Here is a 21,451-nt window from a genome sequence, read left to right as displayed (position 1 = left end):
ACGACATCACGGCCGCCAGGACAGGCAGGGGGATTCATGAGCCGGGAATCGGAACCGACGCGCAAGGCACTCTACGAGCGCGCTCGACAGCAGGAGATCGCGGGGCGCTCTTCGATGAGCAAGGCGGAACTGGCGGCGGCACTCGAGCGGCAGTCGTTCGAGGAGGCCGCAGCGCCGGTGGTGGCGACGCGTTTCGATACCTTCAAACGCCTGGCCGAGGCAGTGGCGGCCGGCGAGTTCGTGCTGCGCCCGCGCGCACTGACCGGGTTCGAGCGTCGTCGGCACGTGCGCCAGACGCTGCGCGAGGATCACCAGACACGCATCGCGGAAGGTTGCGAGGAAGCCTGCGCCAAGTTCAACCAGCTCTCCGACTCGCTGTTCTCGTTCTTTCGCGGCACGGCGCTGCTGTTCTACCGCGACATGGCCGGCGACGACGCCTGGATGCCGACCGTGCTCGCGCTCGGCGACGTTCACCCCGGCAACTTCGGCGTCATGCCCAACGTGGACAACGTGCCGATCTTCTCGGTCAACGATTTCGACGAGGCCTACTACGCGCCCTTTACCTGGGATATCAAACGCGGCGCGGTCGGCTTCATGATCGCCTCCGAAACCGAGGGCGAGCTCAAGCCCAAGCATCGTGTCAAGATCGTGCGCCGCTTCGTGCAGGGCTACATCGAGACGGTGGAGCGGCTGGCGCGCGAAGGCACCGAGCAGGATGAGGAAATGCGTCACGACAACGCGCCGAAGCTCATCCGCAAGCTGTTTGAGGACGCCGATGAAGACCGCGCCGAGTGGCTCGCCGACGACTACCTGAACGAGACGCGCAGCGGCTTCCGCCCGACCAGGAAACTGGTGCCGGTCTCGTCGCGCCGTGACGAATTCCAGGCGATCACCGACCGACTGGTCGAGGAAAACGAGATCGACGTGCCGGCACGCGCCAAGGGACGAGACAAGCATGGCATGCACGTGAAGGACGTGGCGATACGTCTCGGCCAGGGCACCGCCTCGCTGGGGCTCAACCGCTATTACGTGTTGATCGAAGGCCCCCTGCGCGACGGCACGGACGACTTGATCATCGAGTACAAGCAGGCCCGACGCTCCGCCCTGTCCGGCCTGGTACCGCCCTCCGCCTACGAAATGGACACCCTCGCCGAACGCATCAGCCATGCCCAGGCCGTGCACCTGATACGCGGCGATCTTTTCTACGGCCACGTCACGTTCGAGGGGCACAGCTATCTATCCCGCGAGCGCGCGCCGTTCCGCGACAACATGGACCTCGACGACCTCTCCAAGAGTGAATGGAAGGAATACGCCCATATCTGCGGCGGCGTGCTTGCCACCGTGCAAGCCCTCTCGGACGAATCCGGCAAGCTCGACTACGACATCGAGCCCGCGATCCTCAACGCCATCGGCCCACCGGCACTGTTCGCCGAGGACATGGTGGAATTCGCCACCGAGGCCGCCGACCGCCTGCATCGGGACCACGCAATGTTCCGTGAGGATCACGCCCGGGGCGCGTTCGAGCACCTGGACTGGGTACACCGGTGAAAGGCCCTTCAGCCGCCAACGGAACGGGAGTGCGCGTTGGATAATTCCATGCCGGTGACAATCAGCTCGCTCGTTGATCGCCCGGACTTCATCGATGCCTGCGCAGCCTGGACCTACGGCCAATGGGGCGTCGGCTCGACGCGCACACTCGAAAGCACGTTGCAGCATTTCAGGCAGGCCGCTGGTGACCAGAAAATTCCGCTCACTTTCGTGGCCCATATCGGTGATCGACCAGTCGGCATGGCGAGCTTGTTCGATGACGATTGCGATCTTCGCCCTGAGCTCCGACCCTGGCTGGCCGCCGTTTTCGTTCATCCCGATCATCGCGGCAACGGCATTGCGGGGCTGTTGATCCAGACCGTGGAACACGCGGCACAGCGCCTAGGCGAAGGCTCGCTTTATCTGACGACCAAAGACAGCCAAAACCTCTACGCCAGATACGGGTGGCGGCACGCTGGCATCGTCCAGTATCCGCAATGCGATCTCTATCTCATGCACAAGGCATTGCGCTGAAACCGAGTCGATCGCCCTTCGTGCTGCCAGCTCTTGTAGACGAATTCGAGGCTATAGTCATCCGGGTCGCGGACCTGGGCGCGTTCACCATCGCTTGTCTGAGCCAGAAAGACACACGCCCCCTTGCACCAAAGCCCTTGAGAACGGGATGGTGACCCGCAAGGCCCACCCGCTGGTGCCGCCCACGGTGGAATATCGTCTGCCCGAATGGGCCAGGCCCTGTGAACGGCATCGGATGCCCTGCTGCAATGGGCGGAACAGAAAGCGGCGCTGCAACCACCACGGGAGGCGCCGAATGAGGAGACGGCTGACCAACGATCATGAGCTAGTAAATATCCCGCGAGGACCACGCCCGAGTGCGTTCGAACGCCTGGACGGGGTGCATCGGTGATTCAAGCAGGGGCCGAGAGGCGACAACGTTTCTGATTCATCAGGATAATCGACCATGAAATCATCAACTGGTGGCTGCCTATGCGGCAAAATCCGAATCACTGCGCATGGCGAGCCTCTTCGGGTCGGCATCTGCCACTGCATGGACTGCCGCAAGCATCACGGCGCGCTCTTCTATGCCGCCGCCAATTACATCGCGGAAGCAGTGACCATCGAAGGCGAGCCGCAGGAGTATCAGGGACGCTACTTTTGCTCCACCTGCGGCTCTTCGGTCTTCTCGATGAGCGATGGCGAGATCGAAGTCCACCTGGGCACGCTCGATGTACCCGATCGCTTCATGCCGACCTATGAGCTATGGACCATTCGGCGTGAACACTGGTTGCCGCCGTTTCCCCTCGCGGAGCGTCACGAACGAGATCGCACGCTGCCCAGGGCTGACACCTAACCGAGCAGGACGACGACCGGACCACAACGGTCTCGAGCCATCACGAGCGGCTGCGCCGTGGCGCGATGTCGCGCGCCCGGCCAGTCAAGCATCACGGCGGTTTTCGGTTGCGACATCACTCCGCAGCGACGTCTCGACCCAGTAATAGCTCGTCCCTGGTGGGGGTGAACTGGCTCGTCTCACCCCCGCCGGGATCAAGCGGCCGGCCCGGTGCTCTCTCGTATCACCAGCTCGAAGGGCATGATGCGATGCTCATACGCTGCGTCACCCCGTTCATCGATGATGTCGAGCAACAGGGCCACGGCCTCGCGACCGAAATCCTCGGCGGGCTGGGCAATGGTCGTCAGGGGAGGATCGCAGAAAGAAGCGAAGGCGATATCGTCGAACCCCGCCACCGAGATATCCTCGGGCACCCGAAGACCCGCCTCCTTGATGCGCCGCATGGCGCCCATGGCCATTTCGTCGCTCTCGCAGAAGATCGCCGTGGGGGGATCGGCTCGCGACAGCAGCTCACCCGCAGCCCGATGGCCCGAGGGCGGCGTGAAGTCGCCGGGACACCACAGGCTCTCGTCCGGCATCAGGCCGGCGGCCGCCAGGGCATCCTGGAAGCCCAGCAGACGATCCCGGGTCAAGGGGCTGTTGCGCGGCCCTTTGATCATGCCGATACGGCGGTGCCCCAGTGCCAGCAGATGCTCGGTCACCGCCCGGGCGGCGGCTCGGTTGTCGAGCTTGACGGTGGGGCACGGCGCCGCGTCGAGCACTTCACAGGCGTTGACCATCGGCGGGCGCGCCTGGCCGCTCGATGTCGTGAAGGGATCATAGGCGCGCAGCTGGATGAGGCCATCGGCCTGGCGGGTCGACACCAGGCCGGCGTAGGCCCGCTCGGTACGTTCATCGCCGAGTGTGTTGCACAGCAGAATGCCGTATCCCCGCCGCTGCGCCGCTTCCTGGATGCCACCAATCACCCGGGCAAAGAAGGTATTGGCAATGATCGGCACCAGCACTACCAGATTGCGGGTCCGTTGCGACCGGAACTGCACCGCCGTGAGATTCGGTCGATAGTCGGCCTGCTCGACGGCGGCCAACACTTTGTCACGCGTTCCCGGCGAAACGACGTCGGGGGTCCTCAAGGTGCGCGACACCGTCGCCACCGACACACCGGCCAGCTCGGCCACCTTGCGAATATTGGTCATGCCTGGCTGTGAACCTCCTCATCTCGTCGATCACCTCGGCATCATGCTGCGGGCCAGTCTACTGCATCGGCACTCCGGGCTCATCGGCCAAGGCCCCGCGACCTAGGTCGCATTGATACTCCGCCCTTGGATGACTAGCTTACCTTTAAATGTAACCGGTTACATCTAAAGGTTATACCAGTCGAGCATTCTGTGGAGGACAAATGACAACAACGAGACGGCGCGTGCGAATGGGCATGATCGGGGGCGGCGAAGGCGCCTTCATCGGCCGGGTGCATCGCCTGGCCGCCGCTCTGGATGGCGAGCTGGAACTGGTCTGCGCCAGCTTCAGCCGCGACCCCGGCAACAACGCCCGCACCGGGGAGGCCTGTGGCCTGTCGGAACGACGCCTCTACCCCGACTGGCAATCACTGATCGATGGCGAACGCCAGCTCCCCGCTGGAGAACGCATGGATGTGCTGGTCGTGGTTACGCCCAATCACCTACACGTGCCCATCAGCCAGGCCGCGCTCGAAGCTGGCTTCCATGTCTTCTGCGAGAAGCCGGCGGCGACCACCCTGGCGGAAGCACGCCGACTCGCCGCCACCCTCGAGGCGAGCCCGGGCCTCTACGGACTCGCCCACACCTATCTCGGTTATCCCATGGTCTGGCAGGCACGCCGCCTGGTCAGCGATGGCGAACTCGGCCGGCTGCGCAAGATTCATGTCGAATATCCCCAGGGCTGGCTCAGCACCAACCTCGAGGGTACCGGCAACAAGCAGGCGGGATGGCGCACCGATCCCGCCATCGCCGGTGCCAGTGGCTGCATGGCCGACATCGGCACGCACGCCTTCGGCCTCGCCGAGTTCATCTCGGGACACCACGTCACCGAGCTCTGCGCCGCCCTCGGCACCCACGGCGAACAACGGCGGCTGGACGACGACGGCGACGCCCTGTTCCGCACCGCCGAAGGGGCCAGCGGCACCCTGATGGCAAGCCAGGTCTGCACCGGCGAGGAGAACGCCCTGAAGATCCGCCTGTATGGCGATCGCGGCGCGCTGGAATGGCAGCAGATGGAGCCCAATACCTTGGTCCACCGGCGCCTTGATGAGCCCATGCGCGTGCTGCGCGCGGGGATCGATCAGCCCGGCCTGGCACCGGAAGCCCTGGAGCGCCTGCGACTGCCCGGTGGACATCCCGAGGGCTACCTGGAAGCGCTGGCCAACCTCTATCGCGACTTCGCCGACGCCGTCCGACGTGGCGAGCGCGGCGCCGCCGCGGGCGTTCCCGGCATGGACGAGGGCCTGCGCGGCATGGCCTTCATCGAGGCCCTGCTGAAAAGCCAGGCCGGCACCGCCAAGTGGACATCCCTCGAGGACACTTCCCAGCGGCACGACGCGGAGGCAACGACATGACAGGCACTCACGACACCGGCATCAAGGGTCCGGCGCTCTTTCTCGCCCAGTTCCTTGACGATCACCCGCCTTTCAATGATCTCGACACGATCACCCGTTGGGCCGCCTCACTCGGCTATCGTGGCGTCCAGGTGCCGACGACCGATCCACGCCTGATCGATCTCGAACTCGCCGCCGACAGCCAGGATTACTGCGACGAACTGACCGGACGCTGCGCCGAGGCCGGTGTAGCGATCAGCGAGCTTTCCACCCACCTGCAAGGCCAGTTGGTGGCGGTACATCCCGCCTTCGATGAACTGTTCGACGGCTTCGCTCCCGCGCACCTGCATGGGCAACCCGACGCGCGGCGACAATGGGCAGAAGAACAGCTCAAGCTCGCCGCCCGTGCCAGCCGGCGCCTGGGGCTGACGGCACACGGCACTTTTTCCGGCGCCCTGCTGTGGCCCTACTTTTATCCCTGGCCGCAGCGGCCATCGGGGCTGATCGAGGAAGGTTTCGCCGAGCTGGCTCGTCGCTGGAGACCGATCCTGGATGTCTTCGACGAACAGGGCATCGACCTGTGCTTCGAGATTCACCCGGGGGAAGACCTGCACGACGGCGCCACCTTCGAACGCTTCCTCGACGCCGTGGACGCTCACCCCCGGGCGAAGATCCTCTTCGACCCCAGCCACATGGTGCTGCAGCAGCTCGACTACCTGGGCTTCATCGATCGCTATCACGAGCGGATCGGGATGTTCCACGTCAAGGATGCGGAGTTCACGCCCAGCGCCCGCAGCGGGGTCTACGGCGGCTATCAGGGCTGGGTCGATCGCCCCGGGCGCTTCCGCTCGCTGGGCGATGGCCAGGTCGACTTCAAGGGTATCTTCTCGCGGCTCACCCAGTACGGCTATGACGGCTGGGCGGTACTCGAATGGGAATGCTGCCTCAAGGACGCCGCCCAAGGGGCCGCCGAGGGCGCCCCCTTCATCGACCGCCACCTGATCCAGCGCGCCGACAAAGCCTTCGACGACTTCGCCGACACCGGCTCGGACCCGGGGCGCAACCGACGCTTGCTGGGGCTCGACGAAACGAACTGATACCCATCACACAATAACGAGGGTACGCCATGCTACGCACACGACTCGGCATCATGATGTTTCTGCAGTTCTTCATCTGGGGCGGCTGGTTCGTCACCCTGGGCACCTTCCTCTCCCAGAACCTGGACGCCAGCGGAAGCCAGATCGGCATGGCCTTCTCGACCCAGTCTTGGGGCGCGATCATCGCGCCCTTCATCATCGGCCTGATCGCCGACCGCTACTTCAATGCCGAACGCATCCTCGCTCTGTTGCACTTGGCCGGCGCCGCTCTGATGTTCGGCCTGTACCGAGCTCAGGACTTCGCGTCTTTCTACCCGCTAGTCCTGGTCTACATGATCCTCTACATGCCCACCCTGGCGCTGGTGAACTCGGTCTCCTTCCGCCAGATGCGCGATCCCTCGCAGGAATTCGCCAAGATTCGAGTCTGGGGCACTATCGGCTGGATTCTCGCCGGGCTGGCGATCAGCTACCTTTTCTCCTGGGACGGCGCCGAGGCCATCGCTGGCGGCGCCCTGCGCAACACCTTCCTGATGTGTGCCATCGCCTCGCTGGCACTGGGCCTCTACTGCTTCACCCTGCCGGCCACCCCACCCAAAGCGGGCACCCGCAAGAGCGGGCTGAAGGAGATCCTCGGGCTCGATGCCCTGAAACTGCTCAATGACCGCAACTACGCGATCTTCTTTGCCGCCTCGGTGCTGATCTGCATCCCGCTGGCCTTCTACTACCAGAACGCCAACCCCTTCCTGGCGGAGGTCGGCGTGGCCAACCCCACCGGCAAGATGACCCTGGGGCAGGTCTCGGAAGTCCTGTTCATGCTGCTGCTGCCGGTCTTCATCCACCGCTTCGGCATCAAGATCACGCTGATCGTCGGCATGCTGGCCTGGGCCGTGCGTTACGCCCTCTTCGCCTTCGGCGATGCCGGTGAGGGCGTCTACCTGCTGTTGATCGGTATCGCCCTGCATGGCGTCTGCTACGACTTCTTCTTCGTCTCGGGGCAGATCTACACGGACGCACGCGCCGGCGAACGCTTCCAGAGCGCCGCCCAGGGCATGATCACGCTGGCCACCTACGGGGTCGGCATGCTGATCGGATTCTGGATCGCCGGTCTGGTCACCGACCACTACGCCACCGCTGGCGGTCACGATTGGCAAGGCATCTGGCTGTTCCCTGCATGCTTTGCCCTCGCCGTCCTGCTGCTCTTCCTGGTGGCCTTCAAGGACAAGCATGGCGCCAAGGGGGTCACCGAGACGGAGCGGACCTGAGCGCTCGGCTGACAAAGGAGTGCCGAGCCGATCGGCGACACCTTGGGGCTGCGATTGGATCATCCGGAGACAAGACCCGGCGCCCAGGGTGGGGCTGCCGGATCAAGTCGCCACCATGGGAGAAGCGAGAATCTGCACATGATCTCGAAAGGCTGACCGATGCCGGAAAAACCGGAAGATGGGGTTCGTGGTTAGCGGCCGGGCCACATATCCAGAAAAGTCGACGCTATCTCGTTCAGCTCATGCTCGCTGGCGCCGGAGCTTGCAGCAACGAGCAGGCCATCGGTCGCCGCCTTTAGCAGCATAGCCAAACCGTGTGGATTGCAGGTTTCGGGGAAATCACCCTCCTGGTCAGCTCGTTCGAACCGCTCGAGAAGTTTGCTGCGCCAGAACCGCCCTCGCTCGGCCACATATTCACGGATGCTCTCGTCGCCCGGCGCATAGCTGATCGAGTGCACAACGCCCATGCTTCCTTTGGGGGTGGCGGTATTGGTCTGAAGCTCGATCGTTCCCCGCATGAGGTGCTCGGCCACGCGTCGACTGGTTGGCTGTTCGAGGGCATCGAGCATATATGCCGCCTTTTCGCGCTCATAGAGATCCAGCACCTGCTTGAACAGTTGCTGCTTGTCTCCGAAGGAAGCGTAGAGCGTCGCTCGACTGATGCCCATCTCGGCAATGAGCATGCCGATGCTCGCACCGGCGTATCCATACTTCCAGAACACCTGCATCGCCGCCGTGAGCGCCGTGCTGTGATCGAACTCCCTGGGCCGGCCCGGCGCTTTGGGGCGTCCACGCTCGGGCGGCGTCGTATTCAAAGGCATGATGCTCCAACTACCTCCATGGCGTTGACAATACGGAACGGTCGTTCCATATTAATATTGGAACGATCAGTTCAAAACATTCCGGCGCGCCCTTCCCGGACGCCGGTCCAATCCAAGGAGAGAATTGTGCCATATTCAGAGCAGGAGACAGCGAACTTGACAGTCGTCCAGGAGGCTCTCGCGGCCGCGACGAGTGACTTCACGAAATTCTTCGAGGCGATCTTCGCCACGGATGTCGAGTGGACGATCGCCGGACACGGACCCGTCGCCCGTACTTACAACGGCTTGGAGGATCTTTTCACCAACGCTGAGGCGGCGCTTTTCTCCCGCTTCGCCGAGCCACTGCGGATCACCGTGCGTGGCGTCTGGGCGGACGGGGACAAGGTGTTCGCCCAGATCGACAGCGCCACTACCGCAAAAGATGGTAAACCCTACGCCAACGGCTACATGTACATCATGTCGATGGAGGACGGAAAGGTGGTCTCCGGCATAGAGTGGCTCGACCTCACGGCCTATTATGAGATCCTGGATCGAGTGGATCCTTGATCCCCGCGTTTCACGCCTGACCATGGGTGCAGGAGGTTGATACCTCCTGCACGCCTCGCTTGGTGATCACAACAACCCCTCCTGCCGGGCCTGATGGACGGTTCGGACACTGGGGCGAAAGCCCAGTTCAAACCGCTTTCGTGCAGCTCCTTCCCTGCGGCCACCTTACCGCGTCCGCTTCGCTTGTTTCAGGATATCGATGAACGCGCGCAATGACGCCGGCACATGACGGTTGGCCGGATAATAGAGCGCGAGGCCCGGCGTCGGCGGGCACCAGTCATCGAGGACGGTCACGAGTTGGCCCGATCCCAGGTACGCCTGGGCGAAGTGCTCGGGAACATAGGCGATGCCACGCCCCTCCGCGGCCGCCTGTACCAGAAGATCGTTGTCATCGAGAGTGAGATTGCCAGGGACGTCCACCGTCAGCTCGATGCCCCGTCTGGAGAACTCCCAGCGATAGCGCTTTCCACTGGGCAGGCGTTGGCGGATGCAGCAATGCGCATGCAGATCGTCGGGCGTATTCGGCCTTGACCGGCCTTCCAGGTAGGACGGCGCCGCCACGGCGATGAAGCGAACCTCGCCGCCGAACGGCACCGCTACCATGTCCTGCGGAACCGTTTCCATCAGGCGCACGCCGGCATCGAACCCCTGTTCCACCACATCGACGAGACGTCCCTCCGACACCAGATCGAGCTCGACGTCGGGGTAGCGATCCAGAAACGGAGGCACGACATCCTTCAGCAGGATACGGGCACCGCTCTTGTTCGCATTGATCCGCAGCGTACCGGTCGGCGTGCCGCGCTCCTCGGAGAGGGTATCGAGCGCCTGATCGAGATCCCGGAGAACCGGGTGAAGCCGAGCCAGCATCCGGGCGCCAGCCTGGGTCAGTGACACGCTGCGTGTCGTCCGGTTGAAAAGCCGGACGCCCAGTTTGCCCTCGAGCCCGATGATCGTGTGGCTGAGCGCGGAGCGCGAGACCCCCATGGCGTCGGCCGCCCTGCGGAAGCTGAGATGACTGGCGACTGCGGTGAAGGCGGCCAGGTCATTCAGGCTGGGACGCACCATTCGTGATTATTCCTCACCACCTCATCCCATATTGACGATCTTATAACACCAATTCCCGTGGTTTACATTCGCAGACCTACATTCGCAGACCTGTAGGGGGGGGTAATCGCATGAAGAAAACCTGGTTCATCACCGGCGCTTCCTCGGGGCTCGGCCTCGAGATGACACGGCGACTGCTGGCCCAAGGAGATACAGTGGTCGCAACGACACGGCGCCAAGGGGCGCTGACGGAGCTCGAGCGGGAGTACCCTGAACGCCTGGATGTGGTCCCGCTCGATCTGCTCGAGCCGGAAAGTACGGCATCGGCCATCGAAGGCGCGTTTCAGCGACACGGCCGGATAGACGTGGTGGTGAGCAATGCCGGCTACGGCCTGTTCGGTGCGGCGGAAGAGCTTACGGAAGATGAGATCGAGCGGCAGATCGCCACCAATCTCACCGGGTCCATCCAACTGATCCGCGCCGCCCTACCCCGCCTTCGCGAACAGGGCGGTGGCAGGATCGTGCAGGTCTCTTCCGAAGGGGGGCAGATCGCCTATCCGGGCTTCAGTCTCTATCACGCCACCAAATGGGGTATCGAAGGCTTCGTCGAATCCGTGGCCCAGGAAGTGGCTCCCTTCGGTATCGACTTCATCATCGCCGAGCCGGGACCGACCGCCACCAATTTCGGCACCAATCTCGTTTATGCGACCCCCGTGGCTGCCTACGACCAGACGCCTGCCGACGCTGTCCGTCGTGCAATCAGCGACGGAAGCTTCGAGATCAAGGGCGACGCGGCGCGCACCGTGGACGCCATCATTTCCGCGGCCGAGACCGCGACGCCACCCTTGAGGTTGGCGCTGGGCAGCACCGCCTACGCGTCGATCTCGCAGGCACTCGCCGCGCGCCTGTCGGCCCTCGAGGCGCAGCGGGAGGTCGCCCATTCCGCCGACCGCCAGGCTCCGTGAAGTCGCAGCAACCCAGACACCAGGAACAGAGGAAAAAACATGTCTATTCGTCCCGTCATGCTGGCGCTCGCCCTCGGCACCTTGTCCTCATTCGCCTTCGCACAGACCAGCGCTGAAAATCAGGTATTGGGCACATGGAAAATGGTGTCGGCGACGATCGATCCTGGCGGCAAGAATATTCCCGCCTATGGAGAAAAACCCAACAGTCTCCTCGTCTTTACGCCCGATATGCACTTCGTGGAGGTACTTACCGATGCCGACACGCCTCGGTTTGCTTCCAATGCTCGCGGTGAGGGGACGGATGAAGAGAACCGCATGGCGATGTCACGCAGCATCGGGTTCTTCGGCACCTATACTGTCGACAGCAATGGAGAATTTAGTGGAAACCGTGTCTTGGGTTCGACATTCCCGAACTGGGTCGGCAGCGTGCGAACACGTGATGATCTCACGCTGGTCGTGAATGGTGACCGCATGACCGAACAGTTTCGGCGACCCGAGGGGACCGAGATCCAGATCGAGTGGCGGCGCGTCGAATAACGGCAGCGCGTCGAGTAAAGAACGGGGAGCACTAGCCCTTCGATCATGACCAGAAGCAAAGTTGGATGATCGGGAGAATAACGCCATGCGCCTCAATCGCCGTTCCCTCTTCAAGGCAGGTGCCACCCTCGCGGCCTTGACGTTTCCCGCCTCTCAGATCATCGATCGACGGACGCATGGAGAGCGCTCAGCCCATGTTCAGCCAGGCACGGGATTTCGCTTCGTGCCGGTGAGCTATCAATTCCTGGTCTGATACTCGCGAGGACGGCGTCAGCCGCTTGCCGGCCAGCGGTACTGGCCCATGTAATCGAGGAACGCGCGCATGGCTGCGCTCGGGAGACGACGATTGGGGTAATAGAGAAACCAGCTCGGTAAAACCGGACTCCAATCGGGCAGCAGCTCCACCAGCCGGCCGTCCAGGAGAGCGGATTTGGCATAGTCTTCGAGAACATGCGCGATTCCCCTGCTGGCCAGCGCCGCTTGCAGTTCGTTGTGGGCCGTACTGACCGTCAGGCGGCCGCCAGGGGTAATGTCGATTCGCTCGTCTCCATCGACGAATTGCCAGGTGACGAGCGTGCCGCCAGGAAACCTGCGTTTTATGCATTCATGATCGACGAGATCGCGCGGCACTTGCGGCTGGCCGTGTTTGGCCAGGTAATCGGGTGACGCGACGATCGCGTAGCGAAGCGCAGGACCAAGCGGGAGCGCGATCATGTCCCGCGCCAACTGTTTACCGAACCTGACTCCGGCGTCGAAACCGTGCTCGACGATATCGATCACCGCCGCATCACTGATGATCTCGATGTTCACCTGGGGATACGCGTTCATGAAGTCGAATGCGAGCGGGCAGAGAAGATGATCGACGGCAGGCGCCGGCGCATTGATCCTGAGAGTTCCGGATGGGCTCTCCCTCAACTCGTCGACCTCCGCGATAGCGAGCCTGATATCGCTCAATGCCGGGGCTAGTCGCTCCAGCAGTCGTTGCCCGGCTTCCGTCGGTGAAACACTTCGGGTCGTCCGATTGAGAAGCCGGATGCCCAGCGTCTCCTCCAGATTGTTCATCGTCTGGCTCAGGGCCGACGAAGACACGCCGCGCTCGAGTGCCGCCGTACGGAAGCCGCCATGGCGAACGATCGCGACAAATACATCGAAGCTGTCCAGGCGAAGGGGAGTCATTGGGAAGTTTTACTAATCAAGTCGATCACATTTGCGTAGATTATCAAACCAATCCTACCGTGTCATGGTGACGGGAAGCCAGATGCTAGACCCCGCCTGCGCTTCTTTCGCCCGCCATCTCCCGCCTCGTGCAACTGGATGAAGCGAGAGCGCGCCCAACCAAGAAGGGAAGACCGATGAAGGCGTTCACCCTCAACCGACGCGCTATCCTACTATCCGCTGTCGCTGGCGCATCAAGCATGTTCATTCCGAGCCTCGGCTTCTTTGGCAGCGCCAACGCCCAACCCCTCCCCTCGCCAAGCGGCAACGCCGGTTACTATCGCTTCCGTATCGGCGAGATCGGCGCAACCGTCTTGAGCGATGGCAACATTGGCGGCCCGCCGCGTGTCTACGCAAGCGACGCGCCCGAGGTGGAGCTCCAGGAGGCCCTGCGGCAAGCGTTCCTCCCGACCGATCGCATGACGCTCAATCTGAATACGCTTCTGATCGAAACCGGCGGACGACGGGTTCTGATCGAGACCGGCGCCGGCAAGACGATGGGGCCGGACGGTGGGCGCATCTTCGAGAACCTGGCGGCGATCGGTCTCGGCCCCGACGACATCGATACGATCGTCATCTCGCACACCCACCCCGATCATGTCGGCAACCTGAGAACGGCGGACGGCGACAAGGCCTTTCCACGCGCCAACGTCTTCGTTCCCAGGAAAGATTGGGACTTCTTCGTGCGCACCGATCCGGATCTCTCCTACATGCCGGTCCCGCAGGATTTCCGCGCCCGCTTCGCGGCAGCCATCAAGAGCAGCCTCGAACCCGTCGAGCGCGATGTCGAACTCTATGAAGCCGGCGACGAAATCGTGCCTGGCCTCACGACGATCACCGCCTCCGGCCACACCCCGGGCATGGCGACTTTCCTTGTCCACTCCGGCAACGAACAGCTGCTGCTGACGGCGGACCTCGCCTATCACCCCGTCGTCAACGTCGACAGGCCGTGGCTTCCGGGCCCGGATCGCGACAAGGAGATGGCGCTTGCCTCCCGCCGGCGCATCTTCGACAGGGCCGCCACCGACCGCATTCCCGTGCTTGGCTTCCACTTTCCGTTTCCAGGCCTCGGTCACATGCTCAAGACCGATCAAGCCTACGCCTGGGTCCCCGCTAACTGGCAGTTTTGACGCCTTGGCAACAGGAGACATTTCATGAGCCATCAGCCAACGATGGATAGGCGGGGTTTTCTGGGCACGGTCGGTGTGGCGGCAGCCGGGCTGGCCATGTCCACGCGCGTCATGGCGCAGGGCCAGGCTACGGAGACGGCAGCGCCGGTTTCAGGATCGGGGCCGGAGGTATTGACCCGCACCTTGCCACGCACCGGCGAACGGATCACGGCCCTGGGTCTCGGCACCTTCCTGACTTTCGACCTGAAGCCCGGCGATCGCCGCGGCGAGATCCGGCAGGTCTTCGAACGCTATGTCGCCGCCGGCGGCCGCGTGGTCGACACCTCGCCGCTCTACGGCTCGGCAGAGGTCAATGTCGGCCAGTTCATGGGCGAGTTCGAAGGGGCCGACGAGATGTTCCTCGCCAACAAGATCTGGGCGACCGGAGAGTATCTCGGCGACGAGAGCCACGCCGAGGAGAGCTTCAGGCAGTCGCGGATGCGCACTTGGCGAGACACCATCAATCTCATGCAGTGCCACAGCATCACCAACGCGCCGGTCATCGTCCCGCTGATGAAGGCGTGGCAACAGGATGGCCTGGTTCGGCACGTCGGCATCACCCATCACGAGTCGGCGGCGCAGGACTCACTGCTGGCGATCGCCGAGCGCTACGAGGTCGATGTCATCCAGACGAACTACTCGATCTTCAACCGCGATGCCGAGCGCCGCCTGCTGCCGGCGGCGGCCGACAAGGGGATAGGCGTGCTGATCAATCTGCCGCTCGAGAAGGCCAGGTTGATCAAGGTGGTCGAGGGACGGCCACTTCCCGGTTTCGCGGCGGAGTTCGGCGCGACGAGCTGGGCGCAGTTCTTCCTGAAATGGGTCATGGCACATCCCGCCGTCACCTGTGTGCTGTGCGGCACCTCGAATCCCGATCACATGAGCGACAATGTCCAGGCGATGACCGGCCCCCTTCCCGATGAACGCATGCGGGCCCGCATGGTCGCGCACATGGAAACGATTCCCGGGTTCGGGTCCATCGGTACCATGCCCTGGTATCCCGGCAAGGAGAACCTGTACCAGGGTCTGATCCGGCAAGCGCAGGCCAATGCCGTGCGGCGGCTGCATTAGGCCGCCTCGCCTCGTCTCGCCGCGTTTGACATCCACTGGCACGCCGGGTGGCCGGGCTGGTCCCGGCCGTCACGTCAGCGATGCGCTATCCGCGTCGTCGACAAAGGCGGTTGCTCTTCCTTTCCGGCGTTCGCCGATACGGGGTGTCTTGCGACGCTGGATGCGGTAGACGGCGGCGGGCGGGAAGTTTGCGAACGTACCGCCGACATAGACGGCCTTGAGGCCAAGTCGGTCGAGCAGCCGCCGCGATACCGGACAGCGCGGGCCATAAGTAAACTGATAGAACGCACCGTTGGCTCGAAGATGCGAGAAGGCCCCCTCCAGAATGGAATAGACGGTTCGCGGTGTCATCGTCAAAAGCGGCAGGCCGCTGATGACAGCCCCTGCCGGCGGGCCCTCGAGAATGTCGATCCCACGCAACCGTGTCGCATTCATTTGCAATATCCTCGCCTGGGGGAAGTCGGCACTCAGCTTCGCCACGAACTCCGGACCATACTCGACGAGCGTCAGGTTCTCCTCGGCGACCCCTTGCGCCAGCAGTCCTCGCGTGAACACCCCCGTCCCGGGGCCCAGTTCGAGGACAGGGCCCGTTTCCGTCGAAATCTCCGATACGATCAGCGCCGCCAGCGCTCTTCCCGATGGGGTCACGGCAGCGACTCGCCAAGGCTCGGATAGCCAGGCGCGGAAGAACTGGAGGTTCTCCGAGGGATTGTTCAGCATGCTCGCTTCTCCGAGTCGATTCGGCACCGGTCGATTCGCCCGACCAGTCGCCAGATCAGAACGGACGACATCTCCAGCGCGAGAACAAGCAACAGAAACTTGATCGCCAAGGCTGACGCATTGAGATCGGGGTTCCACTGCACGGCCGTGTAGCCCACGGTGATGAACACGCCATTCCACAGGGCGACGCCCAGCAGCGTGCCGGTGGCAAAGCGCCACGCATTCAGGCGAAGCAGCGCAGCGGCCAGGGGTGCGATGAGCCGGACCGCCGGGATCATCTGCGCCATCAGGGAGAGGCTGGTTTCGCGTCCCCGGAAGGCGGCCAGCGTCCGGTCAATACGCAACGATGACAGGCCCATGAGCCGCCCGGCTCCATAAAGAAGCTTGGCGGGGACTCCCTGCCCGACGGCCCGGACGACGAGAAACAGCGCGACACTGGCCAGGACGCTTCCACTGGTCGTCATGATGAAGGCGGTGAGCAGTGACCAGCTGTCCCCGACCACAGCCATACCGATGGCGACCAACATGCCGTGGGAAGGCAGGGCCGGGACGAAACGTTCCGCCAGTCCGGCTGCAAACAGACCCAGGACGCCGTAGAGCGCGATCCAGTCGACGAGACTAGCGAGCGGATCCATCCCTCAGGCCTCCGCGGAAACGCTGGGCCCGTCCAGCGCGATAGGCAGAGGCATTGTCGCCGCCGCATCGAAATCGACGCCCGTCAGCTTCTCCGAGACGTCCCAGAGCCGTCGGGCGACCTGCACCTCCACCGCGGCTGCCGGGATTGCCGCCTCGCGGGGATGGCCACGCGTCTCGGAAAGCCGGTCGGGACCGTAGTACCGGCCTCCAAAGGCCTCCGGCGACGTGGCCGCGAACAGTGTGGGCAAAGCGCCCTGGGCCGCAGGCTGAAACAGAAACCACAGAACCGATCGCAGCAGCCCCTGGGCACTGTATCGCCCCGGGGCATTGTGCAGGAGATCGGTTCGCGCAACTCCGGGGTGGGCAGCAATACTCGTCAGGCCCCAGCCGGCTTCGTCGCTCCGGCGCTGGAGTTCGAGCGCCAACATCAGGCAGGCGAGCTTGGATTGCGCGTAGACGGACATCGGCTGATAGGCTCTTTCGGCCTGGAGATCGGCGAAATCGATAGCGGCATTGCGGCGCACGGCGATACTGGACAGGGTGACCACACGAGGGTCCTGTCCGCGCCTGAGCAGCGGCAACAGATGCGCACTCAGCGCGAAGTGGCCGAGGTAGTTGGTTCCGAACTGAAGCTCGAAGCCATCCGCCGTCGTCTGGCGTTGCGGCGGCGTCATGACCGCTGCGTTGTTGATCAGGGTATCCACTCGCTCCCGGCTCTCGCGCAACCGCTGACCGAAGGCGGCGACAGAGGCTAGGTCCGCGAGATCGACGGGCTCGAAGCTCACCCGCGCGTGCCTCACCGACTGCCTGATGCGGGAGACGGCGTCACTTCCCTTGCGGGGGTTTCGCCCGGCGATAATGACCTCGCCGCCTGCGCGCGCAAGCGCCAGGGCGTCATAAAAGCCGAGGCCACCGGTACCTGTGACGACGATTGTCCTGCCGCTCTGGGACGGCATGTCCTGGGTGGTCCAGTTGTTTCGCATCGGGAAATCCTCTCGCCTTTAGGAGAGGCCGCCGCAAGGACGGCCAGGCGGCTTCCGCCAGCGCCGCCCTCATCACGCTAACTGGCGCGTCCCATAATCAGAATGCCCTAACTTTCAAAAAATTTGCCTATTCCTGCAGTCACGAATAGCCTGTCGGAATGTCGGCCGCGACGCTGGCCACACCAACAACTGGAGGCGCACATGACGTCACCCCTGCTGTCGGCGGTCGAGACCTATATCGAGGAGCAAGGCGGCGGCCAGGGCCTGTTCCCGACGTTGATCGACGGGTTCAACATCGTCCGCTCCTATCAGGCCATGCTGCCGATCCGGGCAATTTACCGGCCATCGCTCTGCGTTGTTCTGCAGGGCGCGAAGGAGATTCACTTCGGCGATGATCGGCTCGATTACGGCGCCATGGACTGCCTGGTCGTGAGCGTCGAACTCCCGGCCACCGGACGCATCGTCGAGGCCAGCGCCGAAGCCCCCTACGTCGGCGTCGTCATCGATTTCGACGTGGCAATGGTGCGCGACGTGCTGGAGCGACTGGAGGATCCGCCTGCCCCGGTTGCGGAGTCCGGGCCCTGCGTTTTCGTGGGCCGGGTGGACGAGACGCTGGTTGACTGTGTCCTGCGCCTACTGCGCATGACGGCATCGCCCCAATCGATCCCCATCCTCCACGCCTCCGTGATGCGGGAGATCTGCTACTGGCTGGTGAGCGGGCCGCATGGCGGGGAGTTGCGCAAGCTGGTACTGCCGGAGTCGAATATCGAACGGGTCGCCAAGGCGATCTCGACCCTCCATCTCGACTTCGCTCGGACCTGGCGGGTGGAGCAGTTGGCTGAACTGGCCGGAATGAGCCCATCGTCGTTTCATCAGCACTTCAAGGCGCTGACGTCCATGACGCCGCTGCAGTTCCAGAAACAGCTGCGCTTGCTGGAAGCGCGTCGATTGATGGTGTCGGAGGCAGCCAATGTCAGCGATGCGGCCTATCAGGTGGGTTACGAAAGCGTCTCGCAATTCAGCCGAGAGTATTCGCGTGAATTCGGCATCGCGCCAAAGCAGGACGCCCTGAATCAGCGGCGACTTTACAACACCTATGCCAGCCGTAGCGTACGCACGGGGTGAGCCGGAGTCCGTGTGGCGGCAACCGATTGCCATCCGGTCTCCCCATGAGGCTCCCAGTCTCGACGCCTATTCGAAAGCCCATGGGGCGTGCAGGAGAGTCAACCCAGCAGCAGATCGCCCTCGATGGGAATGAACTGGCTCGCCGCGTTGATCAGCGAGTGCGCGGTGAGCTTGGGCACGCCGTAGACTTCGACGCGCTTGTCGTGGACCTCGCGGATCTTGCGTGCCAGCAGGTCGAAATCCCCATCGCCGGAGACCAGCACGATGATATCCGCCCGCGCCGCGTACTCAATGGCATCGAGCGTGATGCCCACGTCCCAGTCGCCCTTGGCGGACCCATCCGCGCGCTGGATGAACGGCTTCAACTTCACCTCGAAACCGATGGTCCTCAGCGTGTTCTGAAAACCGCGCTGCTTGGAGTCGCCTTTATCGGTGGCGTAGCAGCGCGCGGTCAGCACCTCCCGGCCCGCCGTCGCCTTCGCCCAGAACCGGCGATAGTCGAACTGCTTGGCGTAGGCGTCGCGCACGGTGTAGTAGACGTTCTGGGTGTCGACGAAGATGGCAACGGTAGTCATGGCAGGGGTTCCCGAGAACGCTTGAAGGCCGGTGTCGGCGACTTGCTGCAAGCGCACCGGCCAGAGTCTTCATGACCACCGTCGCGTCTTTCGCCGCCTGGAACCCCGCTATCGAGCCGCGAGCTCCTTCCGAACGATCTCCGCACCAGCGCTCAAAGCCTTCAGCTTGCCTTGCGCGATCTGGCGGGACAAGGGCGTCATGCCGCAATTGGTGCAGGGATAGAGCTTGTCGGCATCGACGAACTGCAGCGCCTTGCGCAGGGTGTCGGCGACCTCTTCCGGCGTTTCGATGGTGTTGGTGGCCACGTCGATCGCCCCGACCATCACCTTCTTGCCCCGGATCAGCTCGATCAGCTCCATCGGCACGTGGGAGTTCTGGCACTCCAGCGAGACGATATCGATGTTCGACGCCTGCAGCTTGGGGAAGATCTCCTCGTACTGGCGCCACTCCGACCCCAGGGTCTTCTTCCAGTCGGTGTTGGCCTTGATGCCATAGCCGTAGCAGATATGCACGGCAGTCTCGCACTCGACCCCTTCGATGGCTTTTTCCAGGGCGGCGATGCCCCAGTCGTTCACCTCGTCGAAGAAGACGTTGAAGGCGGGCTCATCGAACTGAATGATATCCACGCCGGCCGCCGCCAGGTCGCGAGCTTCCTGGTTGAGGATCTTGGCGAACTCCCAGGCCAGCTTTTCGCGGCTCTTGTAGTGGCCGTCATAGAGCGTATCGACCATGGTCATGGGCCCGGGCAGCGCCCACTTGATGGGCTGGTCGGTCTGCTGGCGCAGGAACTTGGCATCCTCCACGAAGACCGGCTTTTCCCGCGCCACGGGGCCGACCACCGAGGGCACGCTGGCGTCGTAACGGTCGCGGATCTTGACGATCTCGCGCTGTTCGAAATCGACGCCGCTCAAGTGCTCGATGAAGGTCGTGACGAAGTGCTGACGGGTCTGCTCGCCGTCACTGACGATATCGATGCCCGCGCGCTGCTGATCGTGCAGGGAGACCCGCAGTGCATCCCGCTTGCCCTCGGCCAGTTCCTCGTCCTGCAGTTTCCACGGCGACCAGAGCGTCTCGGGCTGGGCCAGCCAGGCGGGCTTGGGCAGGCTACCGGCCGTCGACGTGGGCAACAAAGTCTTCATGCAAAAGTGACCTTAATAACGGGTTGATCAAAGGATGTCGTTGGAACGGGTTAATCAAAGAGAATAATCGGCCGACCACTGCTCGAGTACATGGCGGTAGGGCTTGATGAAGTGCCGCTCGGTGAACTTGCCCTGCTCGACGGCCAGCTGGCTGCGCTCTTCGCGGTCGTAGACGATGCGCGTCAGCGAGTAGTCCTGATGCTCGAGGCTGGGCTGGTAGATCTTGCCTGCCACCGAATTGGCATTGTAGATCTCGGGGCGATAGATCTTCTGGAACGTCTCCATGGTGCTGATGGCGCTGATCAGCTCGAGATCGGTGTAGTCGGAGAGCAGATCGCCGGAAAAATAGAACGCCAGCGGCGCGACAGCATGCGGCGGCATGAAGTAGCGCACCTGCAGACCCATCTTGCCAAAGTAGAAGTCCGTCAGCGAGGATTCGTCGTTTGCGTACTCCACGCCCAGCACGGGGTGGCGATTGTCGGTCTGGCAATAGACCTTGCTGCTGGAGACGCTGAGGCAGATCACCGGTGGCTTGCTGAAGGAAGCCCGGTAAGCATCGGAGTCGACGAACAGCTTGAACAGCTTGCCATGCAGGTCGCCGAAGCCCTCCGGGATGCCGAACTCGGAACGATCCCGGTTGTGCTCCGACAGCCAGACACTGAAGTCGTAGTCGCGCACGTAGGAGGAGAAGTTGTTCCCCACCATCCCTGGGATGCGCTTGTCGGCGTGCTTGTCGATGATCGTCGTCTTGAGCATTTCGATCGCCGGGAAGGTGTCGTCCTCGTCCTCGGCCCCCACGCTCAGCTCGCCGGTGATGATGTCGAGCTCGACGGCATAGCGATCCGCCCTGGGGTTGTCCCAATGCGCCAGGGCATTGAAACGGTTGTCGATCATCGTCAGCGTATTGCGCAGATTTTCCTCGCGCTGCTCCCCTCTCGCCAGGTTGGCAAAGTTGGTGGTGGTGCGCGTGTTCTCGGCCGGACGGTAATGTTCGTCGAACCGCACGCTCTTGATATCGAATGTGAAATCGTGACTCATCGCTAGCCTGCGCCTTGGTCGCCAAGACAACAGTGGCATGGATTG

General features: G+C 63.2%; 22 protein-coding genes. 12 read left to right on the top strand and 10 right to left on the bottom strand.

The window, feature by feature from the left end:
- The first annotated feature begins 36 nt into the window (after positions 1 to 36).
- The 3 genes from F0A16_RS00255 to F0A16_RS00245 all read left to right on the top strand — a co-directional run bounded on the left by F0A16_RS00255 (position 37) and on the right by F0A16_RS00245 (position 2,896).
- On the top strand, positions 37 to 1,548 hold the full coding sequence (locus F0A16_RS00255; RefSeq protein ID WP_149433410.1) for a DUF2252 domain-containing protein: 1,512 nt from the start codon (positions 37 to 39) through the stop codon (positions 1,546 to 1,548).
- 48 nt (positions 1,549 to 1,596) lie between these two features.
- Positions 1,597 to 2,061 carry a GNAT family N-acetyltransferase gene (locus F0A16_RS00250; protein WP_149433409.1) on the top strand — a complete coding sequence of 155 codons (465 nt, stop codon included), beginning with the start codon at positions 1,597 to 1,599 and terminating at the stop codon, positions 2,059 to 2,061.
- A gap of 445 nt (positions 2,062 to 2,506) precedes the next feature.
- Positions 2,507 to 2,896, top strand: coding sequence for a GFA family protein (locus F0A16_RS00245; RefSeq protein ID WP_149433408.1), 390 nt, complete (start codon positions 2,507 to 2,509; stop codon positions 2,894 to 2,896).
- 194 nt (positions 2,897 to 3,090) lie between these two features.
- Here F0A16_RS00245 and F0A16_RS00240 read toward each other — a convergent pair whose 3' ends face one another.
- The gene (locus F0A16_RS00240; protein WP_149433407.1) at positions 3,091 to 4,089 is read right to left on the bottom strand and encodes a LacI family DNA-binding transcriptional regulator; all 999 of its coding nucleotides are present in this window, start codon (positions 4,087 to 4,089) and stop codon (positions 3,091 to 3,093) included.
- A 203-nt stretch (positions 4,090 to 4,292) separates the two neighbouring features.
- Between F0A16_RS00240 and F0A16_RS00235 the strand changes: the two genes are divergently transcribed.
- The 3 genes from F0A16_RS00235 to F0A16_RS00225 are packed head-to-tail and all read left to right on the top strand — an operon-like array spanning position 4,293 to position 7,821.
- A complete protein-coding gene (locus F0A16_RS00235) occupies positions 4,293 to 5,483 on the top strand; it encodes a Gfo/Idh/MocA family protein (RefSeq protein WP_149433406.1) in 1,191 nt (396 codons plus the stop codon).
- Positions 5,480 to 6,559: a sugar phosphate isomerase/epimerase family protein gene (locus tag F0A16_RS00230; RefSeq protein ID WP_149433405.1), complete on the top strand. Its 1,080-nt coding sequence runs from the start codon at positions 5,480 to 5,482 to the stop codon at positions 6,557 to 6,559. The genes F0A16_RS00235 and F0A16_RS00230 overlap by 4 nt, the downstream gene beginning before the upstream one ends.
- A 29-nt stretch (positions 6,560 to 6,588) precedes the next feature.
- Positions 6,589 to 7,821, top strand: a complete 1,233-nt coding sequence (locus F0A16_RS00225) for a nucleoside permease (RefSeq protein WP_149433404.1) — start codon at positions 6,589 to 6,591, stop codon at positions 7,819 to 7,821.
- A gap of 191 nt (positions 7,822 to 8,012) precedes the next feature.
- Here F0A16_RS00225 and F0A16_RS00220 read toward each other — a convergent pair whose 3' ends face one another.
- Positions 8,013 to 8,642: a TetR/AcrR family transcriptional regulator gene (locus F0A16_RS00220; protein ID WP_149433403.1), complete on the bottom strand. Its 630-nt coding sequence runs from the start codon at positions 8,640 to 8,642 to the stop codon at positions 8,013 to 8,015.
- A 156-nt stretch (positions 8,643 to 8,798) separates the two neighbouring features.
- On the opposite strand from F0A16_RS00220, the gene F0A16_RS00215 reads away from it, so the two are divergent.
- Positions 8,799 to 9,188 carry a nuclear transport factor 2 family protein gene (locus F0A16_RS00215; protein WP_187775865.1) on the top strand — a complete coding sequence of 130 codons (390 nt, stop codon included), beginning with the start codon at positions 8,799 to 8,801 and terminating at the stop codon, positions 9,186 to 9,188.
- Positions 9,189 to 9,353: 165 nt separating this feature from the next.
- On the opposite strand, the gene F0A16_RS00210 is transcribed toward F0A16_RS00215, so the two are convergent.
- The gene (locus tag F0A16_RS00210) at positions 9,354 to 10,253 is read right to left on the bottom strand and encodes a LysR family transcriptional regulator (protein WP_149433401.1); all 900 of its coding nucleotides are present in this window, start codon (positions 10,251 to 10,253) and stop codon (positions 9,354 to 9,356) included.
- Positions 10,254 to 10,363: 110 nt separating this feature from the next.
- Between F0A16_RS00210 and F0A16_RS00205 the strand changes: the two genes are divergently transcribed.
- Positions 10,364 to 11,197: an SDR family oxidoreductase gene (locus tag F0A16_RS00205; protein ID WP_149433400.1), complete on the top strand. Its 834-nt coding sequence runs from the start codon at positions 10,364 to 10,366 to the stop codon at positions 11,195 to 11,197.
- Positions 11,198 to 11,236: 39 nt separating this feature from the next.
- Positions 11,237 to 11,734 carry a lipocalin-like domain-containing protein gene (locus F0A16_RS00200; RefSeq protein WP_149433399.1) on the top strand — a complete coding sequence of 166 codons (498 nt, stop codon included), beginning with the start codon at positions 11,237 to 11,239 and terminating at the stop codon, positions 11,732 to 11,734.
- Positions 11,735 to 12,004: 270 nt separating this feature from the next.
- Here the strand turns inward: F0A16_RS00200 and F0A16_RS00195 are convergent, their stop codons facing one another.
- Complete coding sequence (locus F0A16_RS00195; protein ID WP_149433398.1) at positions 12,005 to 12,910, bottom strand: LysR family transcriptional regulator; 906 nt, start codon at positions 12,908 to 12,910, stop codon at positions 12,005 to 12,007.
- A gap of 239 nt (positions 12,911 to 13,149) precedes the next feature.
- Here F0A16_RS00195 and F0A16_RS00190 point away from each other — a divergent pair, with 239 nt between their 5' ends.
- Both F0A16_RS00190 and F0A16_RS00185 read left to right on the top strand, forming a co-directional pair.
- Positions 13,150 to 14,079 (top strand): MBL fold metallo-hydrolase, encoded by a 930-nt coding sequence (locus tag F0A16_RS00190; RefSeq protein WP_239023652.1) that lies wholly within the window; start codon positions 13,150 to 13,152, stop codon positions 14,077 to 14,079.
- 24 nt (positions 14,080 to 14,103) lie between these two features.
- Complete coding sequence (locus F0A16_RS00185; RefSeq protein WP_149433396.1) at positions 14,104 to 15,189, top strand: aldo/keto reductase; 1,086 nt, start codon at positions 14,104 to 14,106, stop codon at positions 15,187 to 15,189.
- A 69-nt stretch (positions 15,190 to 15,258) separates the two neighbouring features.
- On the opposite strand, the gene F0A16_RS00180 is transcribed toward F0A16_RS00185, so the two are convergent.
- The 3 genes from F0A16_RS00180 to F0A16_RS00170 are packed head-to-tail and all read right to left on the bottom strand — an operon-like array spanning position 15,259 to position 17,528.
- On the bottom strand, positions 15,259 to 15,909 hold the full coding sequence (locus tag F0A16_RS00180) for a class I SAM-dependent methyltransferase (protein WP_149433395.1): 651 nt from the start codon (positions 15,907 to 15,909) through the stop codon (positions 15,259 to 15,261).
- Positions 15,903 to 16,544, bottom strand: coding sequence for a DedA family protein (locus F0A16_RS00175; protein ID WP_149433394.1), 642 nt, complete (start codon positions 16,542 to 16,544; stop codon positions 15,903 to 15,905). The genes F0A16_RS00180 and F0A16_RS00175 overlap by 7 nt, the downstream gene beginning before the upstream one ends.
- 3 nt (positions 16,545 to 16,547) lie before the next feature.
- A complete protein-coding gene (locus tag F0A16_RS00170) occupies positions 16,548 to 17,528 on the bottom strand; it encodes an SDR family oxidoreductase (protein WP_149433393.1) in 981 nt (326 codons plus the stop codon).
- 201 nt (positions 17,529 to 17,729) lie between these two features.
- On the opposite strand from F0A16_RS00170, the gene F0A16_RS00165 reads away from it, so the two are divergent.
- Positions 17,730 to 18,653 (top strand): AraC family transcriptional regulator, encoded by a 924-nt coding sequence (locus tag F0A16_RS00165; RefSeq protein ID WP_149433392.1) that lies wholly within the window; start codon positions 17,730 to 17,732, stop codon positions 18,651 to 18,653.
- A gap of 98 nt (positions 18,654 to 18,751) precedes the next feature.
- Here the strand turns inward: F0A16_RS00165 and F0A16_RS00160 are convergent, their stop codons facing one another.
- The 3 genes from F0A16_RS00160 to F0A16_RS00150 form a co-directional block, all read right to left on the bottom strand.
- A complete protein-coding gene (locus F0A16_RS00160; RefSeq protein ID WP_149433391.1) occupies positions 18,752 to 19,228 on the bottom strand; it encodes an NYN domain-containing protein in 477 nt (158 codons plus the stop codon).
- A gap of 108 nt (positions 19,229 to 19,336) precedes the next feature.
- Positions 19,337 to 20,368, bottom strand: coding sequence for a methionine synthase (locus F0A16_RS00155; protein ID WP_149433390.1), 1,032 nt, complete (start codon positions 20,366 to 20,368; stop codon positions 19,337 to 19,339).
- Positions 20,369 to 20,422: 54 nt separating this feature from the next.
- Positions 20,423 to 21,406, bottom strand: a complete 984-nt coding sequence (locus F0A16_RS00150) for a DUF1852 domain-containing protein (protein WP_149433389.1) — start codon at positions 21,404 to 21,406, stop codon at positions 20,423 to 20,425.
- Positions 21,407 to 21,451: the final 45 nt, after the last annotated feature.

It is taken from the genome of Salinicola corii (assembly GCF_008298015.1).
Classification (GTDB): Bacteria; Pseudomonadota; Gammaproteobacteria; order Pseudomonadales; family Halomonadaceae; genus Salinicola; species Salinicola corii.
Note: the sequence above shows the minus strand (reverse complement) of the source record. Positions and strands in the feature narration are given on the sequence as shown.

Coding starts and splice junctions, on each gene's coding strand:
- F0A16_RS00165 (WP_149433392.1), top strand. CDS start 17,730: ATGACGTCACCCCTGCTGTCGGCGGTCGAGACCTATATCGAGGAGCAA.
- F0A16_RS00195 (WP_149433398.1), bottom strand. CDS start 12,910: ATGACTCCCCTTCGCCTGGACAGCTTCGATGTATTTGTCGCGATCGTT.
- F0A16_RS00220 (WP_149433403.1), bottom strand. CDS start 8,642: ATGCCTTTGAATACGACGCCGCCCGAGCGTGGACGCCCCAAAGCGCCG.
- F0A16_RS00250 (WP_149433409.1), top strand. CDS start 1,597: ATGCCGGTGACAATCAGCTCGCTCGTTGATCGCCCGGACTTCATCGAT.
- F0A16_RS00170 (WP_149433393.1), bottom strand. CDS start 17,528: ATGCGAAACAACTGGACCACCCAGGACATGCCGTCCCAGAGCGGCAGG.
- F0A16_RS00225 (WP_149433404.1), top strand. CDS start 6,589: ATGCTACGCACACGACTCGGCATCATGATGTTTCTGCAGTTCTTCATC.
- F0A16_RS00150 (WP_149433389.1), bottom strand. CDS start 21,406: ATGAGTCACGATTTCACATTCGATATCAAGAGCGTGCGGTTCGACGAA.
- F0A16_RS00200 (WP_149433399.1), top strand. CDS start 11,237: ATGTCTATTCGTCCCGTCATGCTGGCGCTCGCCCTCGGCACCTTGTCC.
- F0A16_RS00175 (WP_149433394.1), bottom strand. CDS start 16,544: ATGGATCCGCTCGCTAGTCTCGTCGACTGGATCGCGCTCTACGGCGTC.
- F0A16_RS00230 (WP_149433405.1), top strand. CDS start 5,480: ATGACAGGCACTCACGACACCGGCATCAAGGGTCCGGCGCTCTTTCTC.
- F0A16_RS00155 (WP_149433390.1), bottom strand. CDS start 20,368: ATGAAGACTTTGTTGCCCACGTCGACGGCCGGTAGCCTGCCCAAGCCC.
- F0A16_RS00240 (WP_149433407.1), bottom strand. CDS start 4,089: ATGACCAATATTCGCAAGGTGGCCGAGCTGGCCGGTGTGTCGGTGGCG.
- F0A16_RS00235 (WP_149433406.1), top strand. CDS start 4,293: ATGACAACAACGAGACGGCGCGTGCGAATGGGCATGATCGGGGGCGGC.
- F0A16_RS00205 (WP_149433400.1), top strand. CDS start 10,364: ATGAAGAAAACCTGGTTCATCACCGGCGCTTCCTCGGGGCTCGGCCTC.
- F0A16_RS00190 (WP_239023652.1), top strand. CDS start 13,150: ATGTTCATTCCGAGCCTCGGCTTCTTTGGCAGCGCCAACGCCCAACCC.
- F0A16_RS00160 (WP_149433391.1), bottom strand. CDS start 19,228: ATGACTACCGTTGCCATCTTCGTCGACACCCAGAACGTCTACTACACC.
- F0A16_RS00245 (WP_149433408.1), top strand. CDS start 2,507: ATGAAATCATCAACTGGTGGCTGCCTATGCGGCAAAATCCGAATCACT.
- F0A16_RS00180 (WP_149433395.1), bottom strand. CDS start 15,909: ATGCTGAACAATCCCTCGGAGAACCTCCAGTTCTTCCGCGCCTGGCTA.
- F0A16_RS00255 (WP_149433410.1), top strand. CDS start 37: ATGAGCCGGGAATCGGAACCGACGCGCAAGGCACTCTACGAGCGCGCT.
- F0A16_RS00185 (WP_149433396.1), top strand. CDS start 14,104: ATGAGCCATCAGCCAACGATGGATAGGCGGGGTTTTCTGGGCACGGTC.
- F0A16_RS00210 (WP_149433401.1), bottom strand. CDS start 10,253: ATGGTGCGTCCCAGCCTGAATGACCTGGCCGCCTTCACCGCAGTCGCC.